The sequence below is a fragment of the Kitasatospora sp. NPDC058115 genome (genome assembly GCF_042884635.1).
Lineage (GTDB): Bacteria > Actinomycetota > Actinomycetes > Streptomycetales > Streptomycetaceae > Kitasatospora.
On record NZ_JBHVTL010000007.1, the window covers coordinates 227,966 to 243,138 of the forward strand.

Below are 15,173 nucleotides of genomic sequence, written 5' to 3' on the forward strand. Positions count from 1 at the left end.
CCACCTGCACAAAAAAACGTTTTAATTCCACCCCCTGGTGTCCCCCCCTCCTCGTGTTGGCGCTTAATGTGGCGCCGGCCTTGTCCTTGCGAAACCACAGTGGCCCTCGCTCTGATCGAGCGAGGGCCACCGGATGACGTTGTCCAGCGTGCCGGAGTAGGAAGTCGGATCCGCCGACTTCCTACTCCACAGACCTCCGCATCAGACCTCAGCGGACTTGCGGTGGCGGGCCAGGGCGGTGGCGCCGCCGCCGAGCAGCAGCAGGCCGCCGGCGGTGGCCAGCAGCGGGGCCACCGGGGTGGAGGAGCCGGTGGAGGCCAGCACTCCGGTGCCGCCGATCGTCGCGCCGCCGGTGGTGGTCAGGGAGGCGCCGCCGACGGTCCCGGATCCGGTGCCGGTACCGGTGGAACCGGTCGTACCGGTGGTGGTGCCGCCCGCCGCACCTCCGCTGCTCGGCTGGGTGGTGGGCAGCTGGGCGTTCTTGTCGAAGGCCAGCGAAACGGTGACCGGGTCGAGAGCGTCGCCCTCCTTGTAGTTGACGAAGGCCGGGACGCCCTCGGCGGTCAGGGTGGCCGGAACCGCATTCAGCGTGACGACACCGTTCACCGGGGTGAGGTTCGCCTTCGACACGTCCAGCTTGGCGATCCGCGCGCCGGACAGCGACGTCGTCTTCCCGTCCAGGGACTTGGCGTTGACGTCGGCCGTCAGGTAGGCGCCGTCCTTGGAGATGCTCAGGCCGAGCTTCGAGAGCGCGGTGTCGAGCTGGTACCCGCCACCGGCGGCCGGGTGGCCGAGGAAGCGCACCGAGCCGGCGAAGCCCGCCGACAGGGTGTGGCTCTTGGTGTTGTAGCTGCCGTTCGCCCCGGCGAAGCGGTAGTCGGCCGCGCCGCCGCCGAACTCGACCTTGCCGTTGGCCACCGGACTCTGCAGGTACTTGCGGAAGCTCTCCTTGACCGACCAGTCCAGCGTGCCGTTGACGACCGCGAGTTCACCGTTGCCGCTCGGCGCGGTGGACGGGGTACCGGTGGCGGACGGGGTACCGGTGGCGGACGGGGACGAGGTCGCGGACGGCGAAGAGGTGGCCGTCGGGGTCTGCGTGGCGGACGGCGAAGCGGTGGCGGTGGCCGTGGGCTCGGCGGTCGCGGTGGCCGACGGGGAGGCGGTGGCCGTGGTGGACGGCTCGGCGGTCGGGGTCGGAGTCGCCGTCGCCGTCGCCGTCGCCGTCGCCGTCGGAGTGGCCGTAGGCGTAGCCGTGGCGGTCGGCGTCGCCGTCGGGGACGGGGTGGCCGGGCTCTGCTGGAGCAGCAGCGCCAGCGGGTCCATGTCCGCGCCGGCCTGGTAGAAGCCCGCGAACGCCTTCGCGCCCTCCTCCGTCAGCTTCGCGGCCGTCGGCACGCCCGTCGTGGTGTCCCGGCCGACGGTGAACGTCACCAGCGGCACATCGTCCCGCTTGGTGACCTCCGCCGCGCCCATCGACTCCTTGGAGGCGGTGTCGGCCGTGAGCGTGCCGGCCGTCCCCGACGTGGTGATCTTCAGGTCGCTGAGTGCCACGTCCAGCGCCCCGTGGTGGGCCGTGAAGTGCACGCCGCCGGTGAAGGAGGAGCTGAGCGCGTGGGTGGTGAGGTCGTACGTGGCGCTCACCAGGCCGAAGTGGAAGGTTCCGTCGGCGTTGCGGGTCGCGCCGCCGGTCAGCTCGATCGCGCCGCCCTGGGAGGCCGGGCTCTCGATGTAGTTGCGGAAGCTGGCCTTCACTCCCCAGTCCAGCGCGCCGGTGTCGTACGTGACGCTGCTCGGCGCGCCGGCGCCGAAGGCCAGGGCCGGGGCGCCGAAAGCGGTCAGGCCGAGGCCGGCGGTGACGGCGGCCAGGGCGGCCAGCCGGGTGCGGTTGCGGGACATGGGGGAACTCCGATCGATGAACGGGGGAAGGAGGTGGGGAGGGGGGTCAGGCGCGACGGCGGCGGAAGAGAACCACCCCACCGGCCGCGGCCAGCGCGACGGCGAGCAGGCCGCCGGCCACCACGGCCGTCGTCGGCACACCGTCCGAGCCCCCGCCGTCGACCGTGGCCGCGACCGGCGTGGCGGACGGGCTCGGCGCGACGGCCGGGGCGCTGCCGATGTCCGGCAGCGGCGGGAGGGCGGCGGCCGGGTCGAGGGCGACGGCGAAGCTCAGCGGGTCCATCGCGGTGCCCGCCGGGTACAGGCCGCCGAAAGCCCTGCCACCCGGCTCGGTGAGCGTGAGCGGAAGCTCGACGGCCTTCAGCAGTCCGCCCTCGGCCTTGAGCCCGGCCGGGTCGAAGGTCGCCAGCTCGACGCCGGTGAGCTGCTGCGCGGCGCCGTCCGGTGTGCGGCCGGAGACGTCGGCAGTCAGCACGCCCTTCCCGTCGGCGACGGTGATGCCCGGGGCGGACAGGGTGAGGTCCAGGCCGTAGGCGTCACCGCTCTTCAGGCCGGTGAAGCGGACGCTGCCGGAGAAGGCCGCCGTCACCGCGCCGCTCGCCGGGTCGTAGCTGCCCTTGGCGGGCGTCCAGCGGAAGAACGCGCCGCCGTCCGCCGCGCCGCCGGACGGCTCCCAGCGGCCCTGGGCGATCGCACCGGTGACGTAGTCGCGGAAGGTCCGGCGCACGCCCCAGTCGAGCGCGCCGTTGCCGAACTCGGTGACGGCGGCGGCCGGAGCACTCGTCGGAGCCGGGGTGTCGGTCGGGGCCGGGGTGTCGGCCGGGGTCGCGGGAGCGGCCGGGGCGGCCGGCGACGGGGCGGCGCTCGGCGTCGCGGTCGGCGCGGCGGTCGGCGCGGCGGTCGGCGCGGCGGCGGGGGCCGCCGGGGTGGTCGGCGCGGCCTGGGTCGGCTGCGAAGCCGGGAGGTTGACCGACAGGCTGACCGGGTCGAGCGCCGTCCCGGCCGGGTAGAACCCGGCGAACGCCTTGGCCCCCGCGTCCGTCAGCGTCGCCGGGACGTTGCTGAGCGTCAGGGTCCCGGCCGCGCCGCGCAGGTCGACGCCGGACAGCGAGAGGTCCGCCAGTTTGGCCTGGCTCGCGCTGCTGACCTGCCCGGTCTCCCGGGACTTGCTGGTGACGTCCGCGTAGAGCCCGGCCGCGCCGCCCGCGGCGGCCCGGAAGGTGAGCTTCCCGATGCTCAGGTCCAGCGCGTTGGCGCCGTCCTCCTGGTGCCCGGTGAACCGGACCCCGCCGGAGAACGCGGCGCTCAGCGCGCCGCTCGCCGGGTCGTAGGTGCCGGCGGCGGAGTGGAACCGGAAGCCGCTGCCGGCGACCGTGGCCGCGCCGCCGGTGAGCGACCAACTCCCCTTGGCGATGGGCCCGGTGACGTACGTCAGGAAGGACTGCTTGATCCCCCAGTCGAGCCGCCCGCCGGACACCCTCCCCTCGGCCGCCACCGCCCGGCCGGGCAGCAGGGCGACCGTCAACAGGGCCGCCAGGACGGCCACCAGGACGGCGGCCGGACGGCGGAGCCGATGGGGCAGAGGCACGCGGATCACTCCTCGGCGCGACAGGGGAAAGCGGGGTCGGCACACGACCGACCCCCTTGCGAGGTTTAGGTAAGGCTAACCTAATATATGAGTCAAGAGCCCCGCCGGGCACCCCCGCACCCCACTCACCGGCGGCGACAACTCCCGACGAAGGGAACGACGTTGAGCAGCAGTACCACCCGACATCGGGCCGCCCGCGGCCCCGCGATCCTGCTGCTGCTCCTCGGTCTGCTGCTCGCCCTGACCGCCTGCGGCTCCGTCACCGGCACCACCGGCGAGGCCACCGGGACCGGCTCGCGCGCCCCGGACGCCGTCGAACCGCTGCCCGACGCCCCGGCCCCCCAGCTGCCCGCCACCGCGGCCTCCGCCGACGGCCGGACGGTCACCGTCACCAGCGCCGAGCGGATCATCCCGCTCAACGGCAGCCTGGCCGAGATCGTCTTCAGCCTCGGCCTCGGCCCCGGGGTGGTCGCCCGGGACGTCTCCACCACCTTCGAGCAGGCCGCCGCCCTGCCCGTGATCACCCAGGCCCACGACGTCTCCGCCGAGGGCGTGCTCTCCCTGCACCCCACCGTCGTGCTCGCCGACCGCTCCACCGGCCCGGCCGAGGCGATCGCCCAGATCCGCGCGGCGGGCGTCCCGCTGCTCGTCCTGGACGACGCCAAGCGGCTGGAGGACGTCGGCCCGCGCATCGACACCGTCGCCGCCGCCCTCGGAGTCCCCGACGCCGGACGGCAGCTGAAGGAGCGCACCGAGCAGCGGATCGCCGAGGCCAGGGCCGCGCTGCCCGCCGTCGAGCGCCGCCCCAAGGTCGCCTTCCTCTACCTGCGCGGCAGCGCCTCGGTCTACCTGCTCGGCGGCCCGGCCTCCGGCGCCGGCTCGCTGATCGAGGCGGTCGGCGGCGAGGACGCCGGCACCGCCGCCGGGCTCGGCGGCGACTTCACCCCGCTCACCAGCGAGGCCCTGGTCAAGGCCGCCCCCGACGCGATCCTGGTGATGAGCAAGGGACTCGACTCCGTCGGCGGCGTCGACGGCCTGCTCAAGCTGCCCGGCGTCGCCCAGACCCCGGCCGGGCTCGACCGCCGGATCGTCTCCGTCGAGGACGGCCAGTTGCTCAGCTACGGCCCGCGCACCCCGCAGGTGATCGGCGAGATCGCCGAACAGCTCTACCCGAGGACCGCCCGGTGACCGCCACCGTCACCGGCGAGAGCCTCCCCGTGGCCGGCCGCACCACCCTGCTGACCGTCGGCCTCGCCGCCGCCCTGCTGCTCTTCGCCCTGCTCGCGGCCGGCACCGGCGCCTACCGCATCCCGCTCGGCGACATCCTCGCCTCGGTCGCCCACCGGATCGGCCTCGGCGGCCACGCGCTCGACCGCGTCCCCGAGTCGGTGCTCTGGAACGTCCGGCTCCCCCGGGTGGTGCTGGCCCTGCTGGTCGGTGCCTCGCTCGGGTGCGCCGGCGCGCTGATGCAGGGCGTGTTCGGCAACCCGCTCGCCGAACCGGCCGTCATCGGCGTCTCCTCCGGCGGCGCGGTCGGCGCGGTCGGCTGCATCGTGCTCGGCCTGGACGCGTTCGGCACCTGGACGGTGACCGTCGCCGCCTTCGCCACCGGCCTGCTGACGGTCTTCGCCGTCTACGCGATGTCCCGCTCCGGCGGCCGGACCGAGGTGGTCACGCTGATCCTCACCGGTGTCGCGGTGAACGCCTTCTGCGGCGCGCTGATCGGCCTGTTCCTGTTCACCGCCGACTCCGCGGCGATCAGCCAGGTCACCTTCTGGCAGCTCGGTTCGCTCGCCCAGGCCACCTGGGGCAAGGTGCTCGCCGTCCTGCCGTTCGCGCTCGTCGGCCTCGCCGTCGCACCCCGCTGGGCCCGCTCGCTGGACCTCCTGGCGCTCGGCGAACGGCCCGCCCGCCACCTCGGCGTGGACGTCGAGCGGATGCGGCTGGTGCTGATCACCGTGGTCGCCCTGCTCACCGCCGCCGCCGTCGCGGTCAGCGGCATCATCGGCTTCGTCGGCCTGGTCGTCCCGCACCTGCTGCGGATGGTCGCCGGCCCCGGCCACCGCTTCCTGCTGCCCGCCTCCGCGCTCGGCGGCGCGCTCGTCCTGGTCGCCGCCGACCTCGCCGCGCGCACCCTGGCCGAACCGGCCGAGCTCCCGCTCGGGGTGCTCACCGCGCTGATCGGCAGCCCGTTCTTCTTCTGGCTGCTGCGCCGCACCAGGACCAAGCAGGGAGGCTGGGCATGAGGCTCCGTACGCTGCGCGGCCGCCCCGAGGTGCCCGGCCGGCCCGCCCCGGGCGCCGAACTGCTCACCGCCGAGGCCGTCCGGCTGACCGTCGGCGGGCGCGACCTGCTGGCCGGCGCGGACGTCCGGGTCACCGCCGGCGAGGTGGTCGCCCTGCTCGGGCCGAACGGCGCCGGCAAGTCCACCCTGCTGTCCGTGCTGGCCGGCGACCTGGTGCCGACGGCCGGCGAGGTCCGGCTGGACGGCCGCCCGCTGGCCGGCTACCGGCCCGCCGACCTCGCCCGGCGCCGCGCGCTGCTGCCGCAGGCGGCCGCGCTGTCCTTCCCGTTCCCCGCCGACGAGGTGGTCCGGATGGGCCGCGCGCCCTGGGCCGGGACGGCGGCCGCCGCCGAGGACGAGCGGGTGATCGCCGAGGCGATGGCCGCGACCGAGGCCGCCGCCTTCGCCGGGCGCCCGTTCACCGCCCTCTCCGGCGGCGAACGGGCCCGGGTGGCCCTGGCCCGGGTGCTCGCCCAGCGCACCGCCCTGCTGCTGCTCGACGAACCCACCGCCGCGCTCGACCTGCGCCACCAGGAACTGGTGCTGCGGCTGGCCCGCGCCCGGGCCGCCGCCGGGGACGGCGTGGTCGTCGTCCTGCACGACCTGTCGCTCGCGGCGGCCTACGCGGACCGGGTGGTGCTGCTGACCGACGGCGCGACGGTCGCCGACGGGCCGGTGGCCGACGTGCTGCGCGCGCCGCTGCTCAGCGAGGTGTACGGGCACCCGGTCGAGGTGCTGCCGCATCCGCGCACGGGACTGCCGCTGGTGCTGCCGGAGCGCGGGTGACTCAGCCCTCGTCGTCCAGCCGGAAGCCGACCTTCATGCACACCTGGTAGTGCTCGATCCGGCCCTCGGCGAGGTGGCCCCGGATCTGCGAGACCTCGAACCAGTCGAGGTGGCGCAGCGTCCGGGAGGCCCGCTCGATGCCGTTGCGGATCGCGGCGTCGATGCTCTCGGTCGAGGACCCGACGATCTCGGTCACCCGGTACACGTGCTCGCTCATGGCGGACTCCTCAGCTGTGCGACGGCCCCCGGTCCACCGTGCACCGGGGGCCGCCGCTCCGCATTCGGAAGGAGTCGGAGGGAGTCGGAGGGAGTCGCAGGGAGTCGGAGGGGGTCGCCGGGCGGCTAGAACGCCGCGCGGACCTCGCCGACCCGCACGCCGCCGCCGAACAGCGGCGAGGCGGCGATCCGCTCCAGCGTCGCGTCCCCGGTGCTCACCCCGAGGCGGCGCAGCGCGGCGGCCAGCACCGGGCCGCGGGCCCGCTCGGCGCCGTCATCGATCTTGAAGGCGAGCGCCCGCCCGTCCGGCAGGGCCACCACCTGGACGGCCTCCGCACCCATCTTGGCCAGCGCGCCGGGCACCGCCCGCATCAGCCGGGTGTCGGCCCGGCGGGTGCCGGCCACGTACTCGGGGTGCGCCCGCATCGCGTCGGCGACCCGGCGCTGCGGGGTGCCGGGCTCGGCCAGCACCAGGGCGCGGTAGGCGCGGGCCAGGCCGGTCAGGCCGACGGCCAGCAGCGGTGCGCCGCAGCCGTCCACCCCGGCGTGCGCGGCGGGGCCGCCGACGGCCTCCTCCAGGGCCTCGCGGGCCAGCCGCTGGATCGGGTGCTCCGGGTCGAGGTAGCTGTCGGTGGGCCAGCCGTTGGCCACCGAGGCGGCCAGCCAGCCGGCGTGCTTGCCGGAGCAGTCCATCAGGATCGGCTCGCGGTCGCCGCCCCAGCGCAGGTGCAGTTCCGCCTCCAGGTCGTCGAGGGGGAGGTCGGCCGGGGTGCGCAGGGCGGACTCGTCCAGCCCCGCACCGGCGAGGATCCGTCGCACGCCGTCAAGGTGAAACGATTCCGCAGAGTGGCTGGAGGCCGCCAGCGCCAGCAGCTCCCCCTCGATCGCCAGCCCGGCCCGCAGCGTGGCCACGGCCTGGAAGGGCTTGGCGCAGGAGCGCGGGAAGACCGGCGCGTCCGGCGCGCCCAGCGCGAAGTCGACCGAGCCGTCGGCGGCCAGCAGCACCAGCGAGCCGTGGTGCCGGCCCTCGACGAAACCCGAGCGGACGACTTCGGCGAGCACGGGCAGGGCGGCGGAATTGGACATGGCGAAAGCCTTCCGGAGGTGAGGGTGAACCGGGGGGCGAGCCGGGCCCGTCCCCCGCCCCCGGCGGCCCTCGCACCTGTCAGAGCGGGCCGCCTGCGAGCAGGTCGTCGACCCGTGCTTCCCCATCACGGTACCTGCGGGTGATTTCGGCGTTGCAGCCGTCCGCCGTCCGCAGCAGCCGCTGCCGCCGGCCGGACACCTCCCGCTCGTGCGCCCGCAGCCGCTCCAGCGCCGCCAGCAGTTCCTCGGCCGGGTGCGCGGCGAGGTCGGCCAGCTGGACGTCGCCCATCAACGCGTCCGCCTCCAGCTGGGACTGCTGCCCGCGCGGCGGCCCCAGCGTGACGTGCCGGGCCGAGCGGCGGACGCTGGACGGCGCGTCCGTCAGGATGGCCGGCAGCCGCTCCAGCAGGGCCGCGCCGGCCGGCTCCGCCGCGTCCGCCGGCCGGGCCGCCCCGGCACCGGGCCGGCGGTCCAGCTCGGCCAGCAGGATGTCCATCCGGCCGTGCAGCAGCCTCCGCAGGTAGGAGAGGTCGGCCTCCTGCTCCAGGGTCTCCCGGCGCAGCGTCCGCAGTTGGTCCAGGCCCAAGCGTCCGAGGTCCGGCTCGGGGCCGGCCCCGGGCCCCTCGGGCAGCCGCCCGTGCCGGTCCTGCGCCGTGCTGATCGCGTCCATCAACCAACCACCTGCCGTCGTCCCGATCCCACCCGCTCGCGGCGCCCCGTCGCCTGCCGCCGGTCCGGCCCGTCAACCGCCGCCCGCGCCGACGGCGCGTTCCCGTCCGGAGGCACGCCCGGACGCCTGCGAAGGTTCCCGCCCCCGGCCGTGGCCACCCACCGGGGCGACACGGCCAGAACGCCTGACCTACCGGCTCGGCCGCCCGGCCGAACCGGGCCCGGCGCGGCGGACCTCGGCGCCCCGGACCTCGGACGCGCCGAGCCGGCCCCGCCTGGTGCGGCGGAGCGGCGGACCCGTCCTCGTACGGTCCCCCAGCGTGCCACCCCGCCCGGCGCCGCCGCACCGCCCGTGCACCCGAACGGCCCCCTGGCGAAGAGGGGTGGCTGATACGACCGAAGCTTTTCGCAGGGAGAACGCCGCCATGGTGCGCGCAGGCGCACGCTACCCGGCGCGCACCCCTGCCCGGAGCGCCCCCGGGGGCGTGCTCACGCCCCCACCGGCTCCGGCAGAATGGCCGCATGCGAGCAGTGGTGCAGCGAGTGACCGAGGCCAGGGTGACGGTGGACGGCGAGACCGTCGGCGCGATCGAGGAGCCCGGGCTCTGCGTCCTGATCGGCGCCACCCACGACGACACCCCCGCCAAGGCGGCCCAGCTGGCCCGCAAGCTGTGGACGCTGCGGCTGCTGCCGGCGGGCAGCGACGGGGTCGAACGGTCCTGCTCGGACATCGGCGCGCCGCTGCTGGTGATCAGCCAGTTCACGCTCTACGGCGACGCCCGCAAGGGCCGCCGCCCCACCTGGAACGCCGCCGCGCCCGGGCCGGTCGCCGAGCCGCTGGTGGACGAGGTGGTCGCCCAGCTGCGCGCGCTCGGCGCCGAGGTCGGGACCGGCCGCTTCGGCGCGGACATGAAGGTCGCCCTGGTGAACGACGGCCCGTTCACCGTCATCGTCGAGGTCTGACTCCCCTACTGGGGAACGATCACGTCCTGCGTCCCCGGCACCGTGCCGGCCAGCAGCACCGCGTCCACCGGGACGTTGCGCTTCACGATGGCCAGCGCGATCGGCCCCAGCTCGTGGTGGCGCGCCGAGGAGGTGACGAAGCCGAGCGCCCGCCCCTGCGGGTCGGAGGCGAGCCGCACCTCCGTCCCGTGCGGGGGCAGCACCTCCTCGGTGCCGTCCAGGTGCAGGAAGACCAGCCGGCGCGGGGGCCGTCCCAGGTTGTGCACCCGGGCCACCGTCTCCTGCCCCCGGTAGCAGCCCTTCTGCAGGTGGACGGCGGTGTTCAGCCAGTCCACCTCGTGCGGGATGGTGCGGTGGTCGGTCTCGAAGCCGAGCCGCGGCCGGTGGCCCTCGATCCGCAGCGCCTCGTACGCCCAGACGCCGGCCGCCGGGCCGTAGCCCGCGGTCCGCTCCGCCAGCTCGGCGCGCGGCAGGAAGAGGTCCCGCCCGTAGGACAGTTCGCGGACGGCGACGGCGCCCTCGGCGGAGGCCGTGGAGCCGGCCGGCAGGTGGACCACCGCGTGGTCGGCGGTCGCGTCGGCCACCTCGACCCGGTACATGAACTTCATGCTCTCCAGGTAGCCGACCAGCGCCTCCTGGGTGCCCGGCTCGACGTGCGCCCAGGTGGTGGTGCCGTCGTCGACCAGGTAGAGGGCGTGCTCGACGTGCCCGTTGGCGGTGAGCACCAGCGCGTCGGTGGCCTGCTGCGGCGGCAGCGCGCTGACGTGCTGGGTGATCAGCAGGTGGAGCCAGCTCAGCCGGTCCGCGCCGGTGACGGTGATCACGCCGCGGTGCGAGAGGTCCACGAAGCCGGTCCCCCGGGAGAGGTTCCGTTGCTCGCGGAAGAGGTCGCCGTAGTGGGCGGCGACGCCCTCGTCGGTCCCCTCGGCGGGGACGGCTCCGGGCAGGGCAAGCAGCGGACTCTTCAGACCGGTCATACCGGCAAGCTTACGACCGCCCCGCGGCGCGCTCGGCGGTGCAGTCGGAGCAGCGGCCGAAGATGGCGAAATGCTTGAGGTCGGTGTCGAAGCCGTGCTGGTCGCGGAGGCTGTCGATCAGCGGCTGGGCGATCTCGGTACCGGTCTCGGTGACCTTCTCGCAGTCCCGGCAGACCAGGTGCAGATGGTGGTGGCGGCCGGCCAGGTGGTAGGTCGGGGCGCCGTGCCCGAGGTGGGCGTGCGAGACCAGGCCCAGCTCCTCCAGCAGCTCCAGGGTCCGGTAGACGGTGGAGATGTTGACGCCGCTGGCGGTCTGCCGGACGTGGCAGAGGATGTCGTCCGGGGTGGCGTGGTCGAGCGCGTCGACCGCCTCCAGCACGAGCTGCCGCTGCGGGGTGAGCCGGTACCCGCGCTCGCGCAGGTCGGCCTTCCAGTCGCCGGAGAGCTGCCAGTCGGTGGTGCCGGTGTCCGCCACGGTCCTGTCCCTGCCAAACGTCGGGGGTCCTGGAGCAAGTGTAGGGACCGGCCCCGGGCCGGTCCCTACCGTGTGCGCGACTCGCGGGCGGGCACGCCTACTTGAAGAAGGCGATGCCGTCGTCCGGCAGGTCGTTGATGTCCTTGATCAGCTGGGCCGGCGAGAGCACCTTCTTCAGCTGGGCGGACATGTACGGGCGCAGCGGCACGTTCGGGGCGGCCTTCTCGCCCACCCAGAGCAGCTCCTCGTTGACGAAGCCGTAGAGCCGCTTGCCGCCCGAGTACTCCGGGGAGCCCTCGATCCGGGCCACCGCGTCGGTGGAGACGTCGATCTGGGGCTTGCCGTCGGCCAGCTCGCCGTACCAGATCTCCACCGTGCCGTCGTCACGGACGGACGAGATCTCGACCCCGCGGGCGCCGCTGGTGCCGTGCTGGTTGCTGGTGATCCGCCAGAAGGCGTGCTCGTTCTCCAGCGGGCGGACCTTCTCGCCCTCGCTGTTCAGCACCCAGGTGCGGGAGCGGAACTCCAGGAAGGGCCGTCCGTCGTGGCGGATGACGATCTCCTGGCCGAAGTTGCACTTCTCGGCGCCGGGGCCCCCCTCACCCGGCAGAGGGGCGTAGACGCCCGCGCCCTCCCAGGTGCCGAGGAGGAAGGCGAGCGGGACGACGTCCTTGTGGAGGTCAGAGGGGATCTCGATCATGTTCCTGGTCGCTGTCGTCGGTGCGGGAGTACTTCAACCGTACGGCAGTGGCGCTCAGCGCTGGCCCTGGTAGAGCTTCATCACCGAGAAGATGGCGAACCAGGTGATCAGCACGGCCATGAGGGCCAGCAGACCGTCGAAGAAGATTTCCAGACCGGACACGGGGGGCTCCCATTGCGGCGACAGTGTGGTGGATTTTGCTGCCGCTCACTCTATCCGGCGGGTGGGGGAGGGTCTCGGTGAGCCCCACCACGTCGGCGATCTAGGGTGTCGGCATGGCCCAGAAGAAGAAGCTCGTCATCAAGGTGACCGCCGGGGCTGACGCCCCCGAGCGGTGCTCGCAGGCGTTCACGGTGGCGGCGGTGGCCGTCGCCAGCGGCATCGAGGTCTCGCTCTGGCTGACCGGCGAGTCGGCCTGGTTCGCCCTGCCCGGGCGGGCGGCGGAGTTCGAGCTGCCGCACGCGGCGCCGCTGCCGGACCTGCTGGAGTCGGTGCTGGCCGGCGGCACGCTCACGCTGTGCACCCAGTGCGCGGCGCGGCGCGGGATCGAGCAGCAGGACACCCTCGAAGGCGTCCGGATCGCGGGCGCGCAGGTCTTCGTCAGCGAGATCATGGCCGACGACGTGCAGGCGCTCGTCTACTGACGGGGTTCGTGGTCGGGGCGGTCCCGGTCGTGGCCGGGGTCGTCCCACTTGGGGTCCTCCCAGCGCGGGTCGTCCCACCAGTCGTCCTCGGGGTCGCGCCGGTTGGCGAACACCGCCGCCGCCGGCGGGATGACCATCGCGACCACGCACAGCGCCACGGCCGCCGGCACGGAGACGAACCGCACCGCTCCCCAGGCCAGCACGAAGAGGCCCAGGCAGACGCCCATCATGGCGTAGTAGTAGCGGCGGCGCCGGCGGGTCTGCACCCTTCCACGGTATGCCCGGGGGCCCCCGCTCGGCAGGGGCCCCCGGTCATGCTGTTCCGTCGCCGGTCAGACGGCGATGGCGACCTCGGTCAGGTTGCCCTGGGAGGCGACCACCTGGCGGTCCACGGTCTGGCCCGGGATGAGCGCGCGCAGGGTCCACTTGCCCGGGCGGGCGAAGAACCGGAACTGGCCGGTCGCCGAGGTGGGCACCTCGGCCGTGAACTCGTTGTTCTCGTCGAGCAGTCGCACGTAGCCGTTGACCGGCTCGCCGTCGCGGGTCACCGAACCCTGGATGATCGTCTCGTTCGCCACGTCAACTCCTGCCAGGTCCGGGCCGCCGGCCTTCGCACCGCACATTGTCTTGTTTCCCTTCTGCCTTACGGGTGGAGCCGGAGGCTCAGTTGCCGAGCTCGATCGGCACGCCGACGAGGCTGCCGTACTCGGTCCAGGAACCGTCGTAGTTCTTCACGTTCTCCTGGCCGAGCAGCTCGTGCAGCACGAACCAGGTCAGCGCGGAGCGCTCGCCGATGCGGCAGTAGGCGATGGTGTCCTTCGCCAGGTCGACGCCCTCGGCCTCGTAGAGGGCCTTGAGCTCGTCGTCGCTCTTGAAGGTGCCGTCGTCGTTGGCGTTCTTGGCCCACGGGATGTTGCGCGCGCTCGGCACGTGGCCGGGGCGCTGCGACTGCTCCTGCGGGAGGTGGGCCGGGGCGAGCAGCTTGCCGGAGAACTCGTCGGGCGAGCGGACGTCGACCAGGTTGAGGTTGCCGATGGCGGCGATCACGTCGTCGCGGAAGGCCCGGATCGAGGAGTCGGCGGCCTGCGCCTTGTACGCGGTGGCGGCGCGCTGCGGCACCTCGACGACCAGGTCGCGGGAGTCCAGCTCCCACTTCTTGCGGCCGCCGTCGAGCAGGCGGACGTCGCCGTGGCCGTACAGCTTGAAGTACCAGTAGGCGTAGGAGGCGAACCAGTTGTTGTTGCCGCCGTAGAGGACGACGATGTCGTCGTTGGCGATGCCCTTGGCGCTGAGCAGCGCCTCGAAGCCGGCCTGGTCGATGAAGTCGCGGCGGACCGGGTCCTGGAGGTCGGTCTTCCAGTCGATCCGGACCGCGTTGCGGATGTGGTTCTTCTCGTAGGCGGAGGTGTCCTCGTCGACCTCGACGATGACGACCTTCGGGTCGTCCAGGTGGGCCTGGACCCAGTCGGCGTCGACCAGGACGTCGCTGCGGCTCATGGTGATGTTCTCCATCCGGGGGCGGTTGGCGGAAGGTGCTCGCTGCTTCGGGTGCTGCTGCTCAGCGGTGGTGCTGGTCGCCCGTCGGCCACCGGTCCGAATTCATGTCCGAATAGTGGGACTGACGGCGGTGTACGGCGCGACCGGGCGGTGCGTGGAGAAGTACGGCGGCGAAGCCCGGCCGAGGGGCCGTCGGCGATCGCCGGAAGAAATCGGCGGCGGGGGCAACTGCCCTGCCTGGACGCCGAGTTAACGCATTCGACACAGACAGGCGGCCACGCGGCACAGGTCTACCGCCCGCCGCTTGGTGAGATCCGTCTGTCGCTTCATGCGGACGATGCTAGGGACACCGGACGCCCGCTGTCATCAGCGTATCGAATAGCGAGACCGAATGGCTCGCATCATGGGATTTGACCTGTTCTTGGGCGACCGGAACCGGCCGGAGCCGGGACGGCGGGTGCCCCGGGCCCGGCCCGGCGGCGGGTACGCCACCGCTCCGCGGCCGGCGCTGGACAGCGCGTCTCGCGGAGCGGAACGGGGGAACGGGGGGAGAGCCGCGGCGGCGGTCAGCCGATCAGCTTGACGTCCTTGCCGTCGAAGCCCAGCCGGAAACCCTCCTCCTGCGGCGTGACCGAGGACAGATCCAGCCCGGCGGGCAGCTCGGAGAGGGTGAAGCTGATCGGGTCGATGGCCCGGTCGGACACCCCGGCCAGCAGGGAGGCCATCGCGCTCAGCTCGAAGCCGTCCACCGTGACGGTGTTGCCCTGGCTGTGCACCGCGGCCTCGCCGACCGGGAACGGCCCCAACGAGGCCTTGACCTTGCCCGGACCGCCGTAGGAGAGGCTCAGCCGGGTGCCCGTGCCCAGCGAGAGCCGGCCCGCGTTCGGCACCAGCTCCGAGGCCGGCGGCAGCAGCCGGGAGAGGTCCGCGTAGGTGATCAGCCCGGAGCCGCTCCCCCGGTCCACGGTGGCGCTGCTCATGTTGCCGCTCACCTCGACCCCGGACAGCTCGGCCTGGAACGCGTGCAGGGCCACCTTGTCCTTGCCCTCGCCGACGGTCAGCCCGTCCGAGGAGATCCGCACGTCGTCCAGCTTCCGCGAGACGACCTGGGTGAGGAACGGGAAGCCCTCGATCGAGACGTCCGGCTTGCCGCTCATCCGGCCGCTCTTCAGGATCTGCTCGGCCGCCTCGTCCTCGGCGACACCGACCGCGATCCGGTCGGCGCCCACCAGCGCTCCCGAGAGCACCACCACGCCGATCGTCGCCTTCAGCCAGCCGCGCATCGCTCTCCCCCGTCGTCGCCGGTCGCTGTCGCCCGCCCCCGCTCCGGCGGACCGGGCCGTTCCGGTGCGGCCGCTCCCGCACGACCGTACGACGTCCCGCCCCGGAGCA

The 15,173-nt window shown here is 73.9% G+C and carries 18 protein-coding genes; 5 read left to right on the forward strand and 13 right to left on the reverse strand.

Translation table 11 applies throughout. The features are described 5' to 3' along the window. Positions 1-201: 201 nt before the first annotated feature. Positions 202-1,896, reverse strand: a complete 1,695-nt coding sequence (locus ACFVVL_RS10245) for an HtaA domain-containing protein (protein ID WP_387673105.1) — start codon at positions 1,894-1,896, stop codon at positions 202-204. Positions 1,897-1,942: 46 nt separating this feature from the next. Beyond that, a complete protein-coding gene (locus tag ACFVVL_RS10250; RefSeq protein WP_387673108.1) occupies positions 1,943-3,484 on the reverse strand; it encodes an HtaA domain-containing protein in 1,542 nt (513 codons plus the stop codon). Between the two features lie 162 nt (positions 3,485-3,646). Here ACFVVL_RS10250 and ACFVVL_RS10255 point away from each other — a divergent pair, with 162 nt between their 5' ends. Genes ACFVVL_RS10255 through ACFVVL_RS10265 form a run of 3 tightly spaced genes read left to right on the forward strand, consistent with a single transcriptional unit; the run spans position 3,647 to position 6,554 of the window. After that, the gene (locus tag ACFVVL_RS10255) at positions 3,647-4,672 is read left to right on the forward strand and encodes a hemin ABC transporter substrate-binding protein (RefSeq protein WP_387673111.1); all 1,026 of its coding nucleotides are present in this window, start codon (positions 3,647-3,649) and stop codon (positions 4,670-4,672) included. After that, positions 4,669-5,730: a FecCD family ABC transporter permease gene (locus ACFVVL_RS10260; RefSeq protein WP_387673114.1), complete on the forward strand. Its 1,062-nt coding sequence runs from the start codon at positions 4,669-4,671 to the stop codon at positions 5,728-5,730. The genes ACFVVL_RS10255 and ACFVVL_RS10260 overlap by 4 nt, the downstream gene beginning before the upstream one ends. Next, entirely contained in the window at positions 5,727-6,554 is an 828-nt protein-coding gene (locus tag ACFVVL_RS10265; RefSeq protein WP_387673117.1) for a heme ABC transporter ATP-binding protein, read from the forward strand. The genes ACFVVL_RS10260 and ACFVVL_RS10265 overlap by 4 nt, the downstream gene beginning before the upstream one ends. A 1-nt stretch (position 6,555) precedes the next feature. Here the strand turns inward: ACFVVL_RS10265 and ACFVVL_RS10270 are convergent, their stop codons facing one another. From ACFVVL_RS10270 to ACFVVL_RS10280, 3 genes are all read right to left on the reverse strand, one after another. After that, the gene (locus tag ACFVVL_RS10270; RefSeq protein WP_380296454.1) at positions 6,556-6,771 is read right to left on the reverse strand and encodes a dodecin; all 216 of its coding nucleotides are present in this window, start codon (positions 6,769-6,771) and stop codon (positions 6,556-6,558) included. Between the two features lie 125 nt (positions 6,772-6,896). After that, positions 6,897-7,856 (reverse strand): asparaginase, encoded by a 960-nt coding sequence (locus ACFVVL_RS10275; protein ID WP_387673120.1) that lies wholly within the window; start codon positions 7,854-7,856, stop codon positions 6,897-6,899. 79 nt (positions 7,857-7,935) lie between these two features. After that, entirely contained in the window at positions 7,936-8,526 is a 591-nt protein-coding gene (locus tag ACFVVL_RS10280; RefSeq protein WP_380296458.1) for an ABC transporter substrate-binding protein, read from the reverse strand. Positions 8,527-9,047: 521 nt separating this feature from the next. Here ACFVVL_RS10280 and dtd point away from each other — a divergent pair. After that, the gene (gene dtd / locus ACFVVL_RS10285; RefSeq protein ID WP_380296459.1) at positions 9,048-9,488 is read left to right on the forward strand and encodes a D-aminoacyl-tRNA deacylase; all 441 of its coding nucleotides are present in this window, start codon (positions 9,048-9,050) and stop codon (positions 9,486-9,488) included. Positions 9,489-9,493: 5 nt separating this feature from the next. Here dtd and ACFVVL_RS10290 read toward each other — a convergent pair whose 3' ends face one another. The 3 genes from ACFVVL_RS10290 to ACFVVL_RS10300 form a co-directional block, all read right to left on the reverse strand. Continuing rightward, a complete protein-coding gene (locus ACFVVL_RS10290; RefSeq protein ID WP_380296472.1) occupies positions 9,494-10,456 on the reverse strand; it encodes a YgfZ/GcvT domain-containing protein in 963 nt (320 codons plus the stop codon). Between the two features lie 19 nt (positions 10,457-10,475). Beyond that, positions 10,476-10,940 carry a Fur family transcriptional regulator gene (locus tag ACFVVL_RS10295; protein WP_380296460.1) on the reverse strand — a complete coding sequence of 155 codons (465 nt, stop codon included), beginning with the start codon at positions 10,938-10,940 and terminating at the stop codon, positions 10,476-10,478. A 97-nt stretch (positions 10,941-11,037) separates the two neighbouring features. Continuing rightward, the gene (locus tag ACFVVL_RS10300; RefSeq protein ID WP_380296462.1) at positions 11,038-11,640 is read right to left on the reverse strand and encodes an FABP family protein; all 603 of its coding nucleotides are present in this window, start codon (positions 11,638-11,640) and stop codon (positions 11,038-11,040) included. Between the two features lie 275 nt (positions 11,641-11,915). Here ACFVVL_RS10300 and ACFVVL_RS10305 point away from each other — a divergent pair, with 275 nt between their 5' ends. Next, positions 11,916-12,284 (forward strand): DsrE family protein, encoded by a 369-nt coding sequence (locus tag ACFVVL_RS10305; RefSeq protein WP_380296464.1) that lies wholly within the window; start codon positions 11,916-11,918, stop codon positions 12,282-12,284. On the opposite strand, the gene ACFVVL_RS10310 is transcribed toward ACFVVL_RS10305, so the two are convergent. The 5 genes from ACFVVL_RS10310 to ACFVVL_RS10330 form a co-directional block, all read right to left on the reverse strand. Beyond that, a complete protein-coding gene (locus tag ACFVVL_RS10310) occupies positions 12,278-12,550 on the reverse strand; it encodes a DUF3099 domain-containing protein (protein ID WP_380296466.1) in 273 nt (90 codons plus the stop codon). The two genes, ACFVVL_RS10305 and ACFVVL_RS10310, sit on opposite strands and share 7 nt — an antisense overlap. A gap of 66 nt (positions 12,551-12,616) precedes the next feature. Beyond that, the gene (locus tag ACFVVL_RS10315) at positions 12,617-12,907 is read right to left on the reverse strand and encodes a DUF1416 domain-containing protein (protein WP_344343425.1); all 291 of its coding nucleotides are present in this window, start codon (positions 12,905-12,907) and stop codon (positions 12,617-12,619) included. A 40-nt stretch (positions 12,908-12,947) separates the two neighbouring features. Next, on the reverse strand, positions 12,948-13,781 hold the full coding sequence (locus ACFVVL_RS10320) for a sulfurtransferase (protein ID WP_380296467.1): 834 nt from the start codon (positions 13,779-13,781) through the stop codon (positions 12,948-12,950). A 249-nt stretch (positions 13,782-14,030) separates the two neighbouring features. Next, a complete protein-coding gene (locus ACFVVL_RS10325; RefSeq protein ID WP_350517234.1) occupies positions 14,031-14,111 on the reverse strand; it encodes an Ms5788A family Cys-rich leader peptide in 81 nt (26 codons plus the stop codon). A 236-nt stretch (positions 14,112-14,347) separates the two neighbouring features. Then, entirely contained in the window at positions 14,348-15,064 is a 717-nt protein-coding gene (locus tag ACFVVL_RS10330) for a DUF2993 domain-containing protein (RefSeq protein ID WP_380296468.1), read from the reverse strand. Between the last annotated feature and the right edge of the window lie 109 nt (positions 15,065-15,173).

Bases quoted from the DNA above. Each gene is read 5' to 3' on its own strand.
- ACFVVL_RS10330 (WP_380296468.1), bottom strand. From the start codon at position 15,064: ATGCGCGGCTGGCTGAAGGCGACGATCGGCGTGGTGGTGCTCTCGGGA.
- ACFVVL_RS10280 (WP_380296458.1), bottom strand. From the start codon at position 8,526: ATGGACGCGATCAGCACGGCGCAGGACCGGCACGGGCGGCTGCCCGAG.
- ACFVVL_RS10245 (WP_387673105.1), bottom strand. From the start codon at position 1,896: ATGTCCCGCAACCGCACCCGGCTGGCCGCCCTGGCCGCCGTCACCGCC.
- ACFVVL_RS10320 (WP_380296467.1), bottom strand. From the start codon at position 13,781: ATGAGCCGCAGCGACGTCCTGGTCGACGCCGACTGGGTCCAGGCCCAC.
- ACFVVL_RS10315 (WP_344343425.1), bottom strand. From the start codon at position 12,907: ATGTGCGGTGCGAAGGCCGGCGGCCCGGACCTGGCAGGAGTTGACGTG.
- ACFVVL_RS10300 (WP_380296462.1), bottom strand. From the start codon at position 11,640: ATGATCGAGATCCCCTCTGACCTCCACAAGGACGTCGTCCCGCTCGCC.
- ACFVVL_RS10265 (WP_387673117.1), top strand. From the start codon at position 5,727: ATGAGGCTCCGTACGCTGCGCGGCCGCCCCGAGGTGCCCGGCCGGCCC.
- dtd (WP_380296459.1), top strand. From the start codon at position 9,048: ATGCGAGCAGTGGTGCAGCGAGTGACCGAGGCCAGGGTGACGGTGGAC.
- ACFVVL_RS10270 (WP_380296454.1), bottom strand. From the start codon at position 6,771: ATGAGCGAGCACGTGTACCGGGTGACCGAGATCGTCGGGTCCTCGACC.
- ACFVVL_RS10275 (WP_387673120.1), bottom strand. From the start codon at position 7,856: ATGTCCAATTCCGCCGCCCTGCCCGTGCTCGCCGAAGTCGTCCGCTCG.
- ACFVVL_RS10325 (WP_350517234.1), bottom strand. From the start codon at position 14,111: ATGAAGCGACAGACGGATCTCACCAAGCGGCGGGCGGTAGACCTGTGC.
- ACFVVL_RS10305 (WP_380296464.1), top strand. From the start codon at position 11,916: ATGGCCCAGAAGAAGAAGCTCGTCATCAAGGTGACCGCCGGGGCTGAC.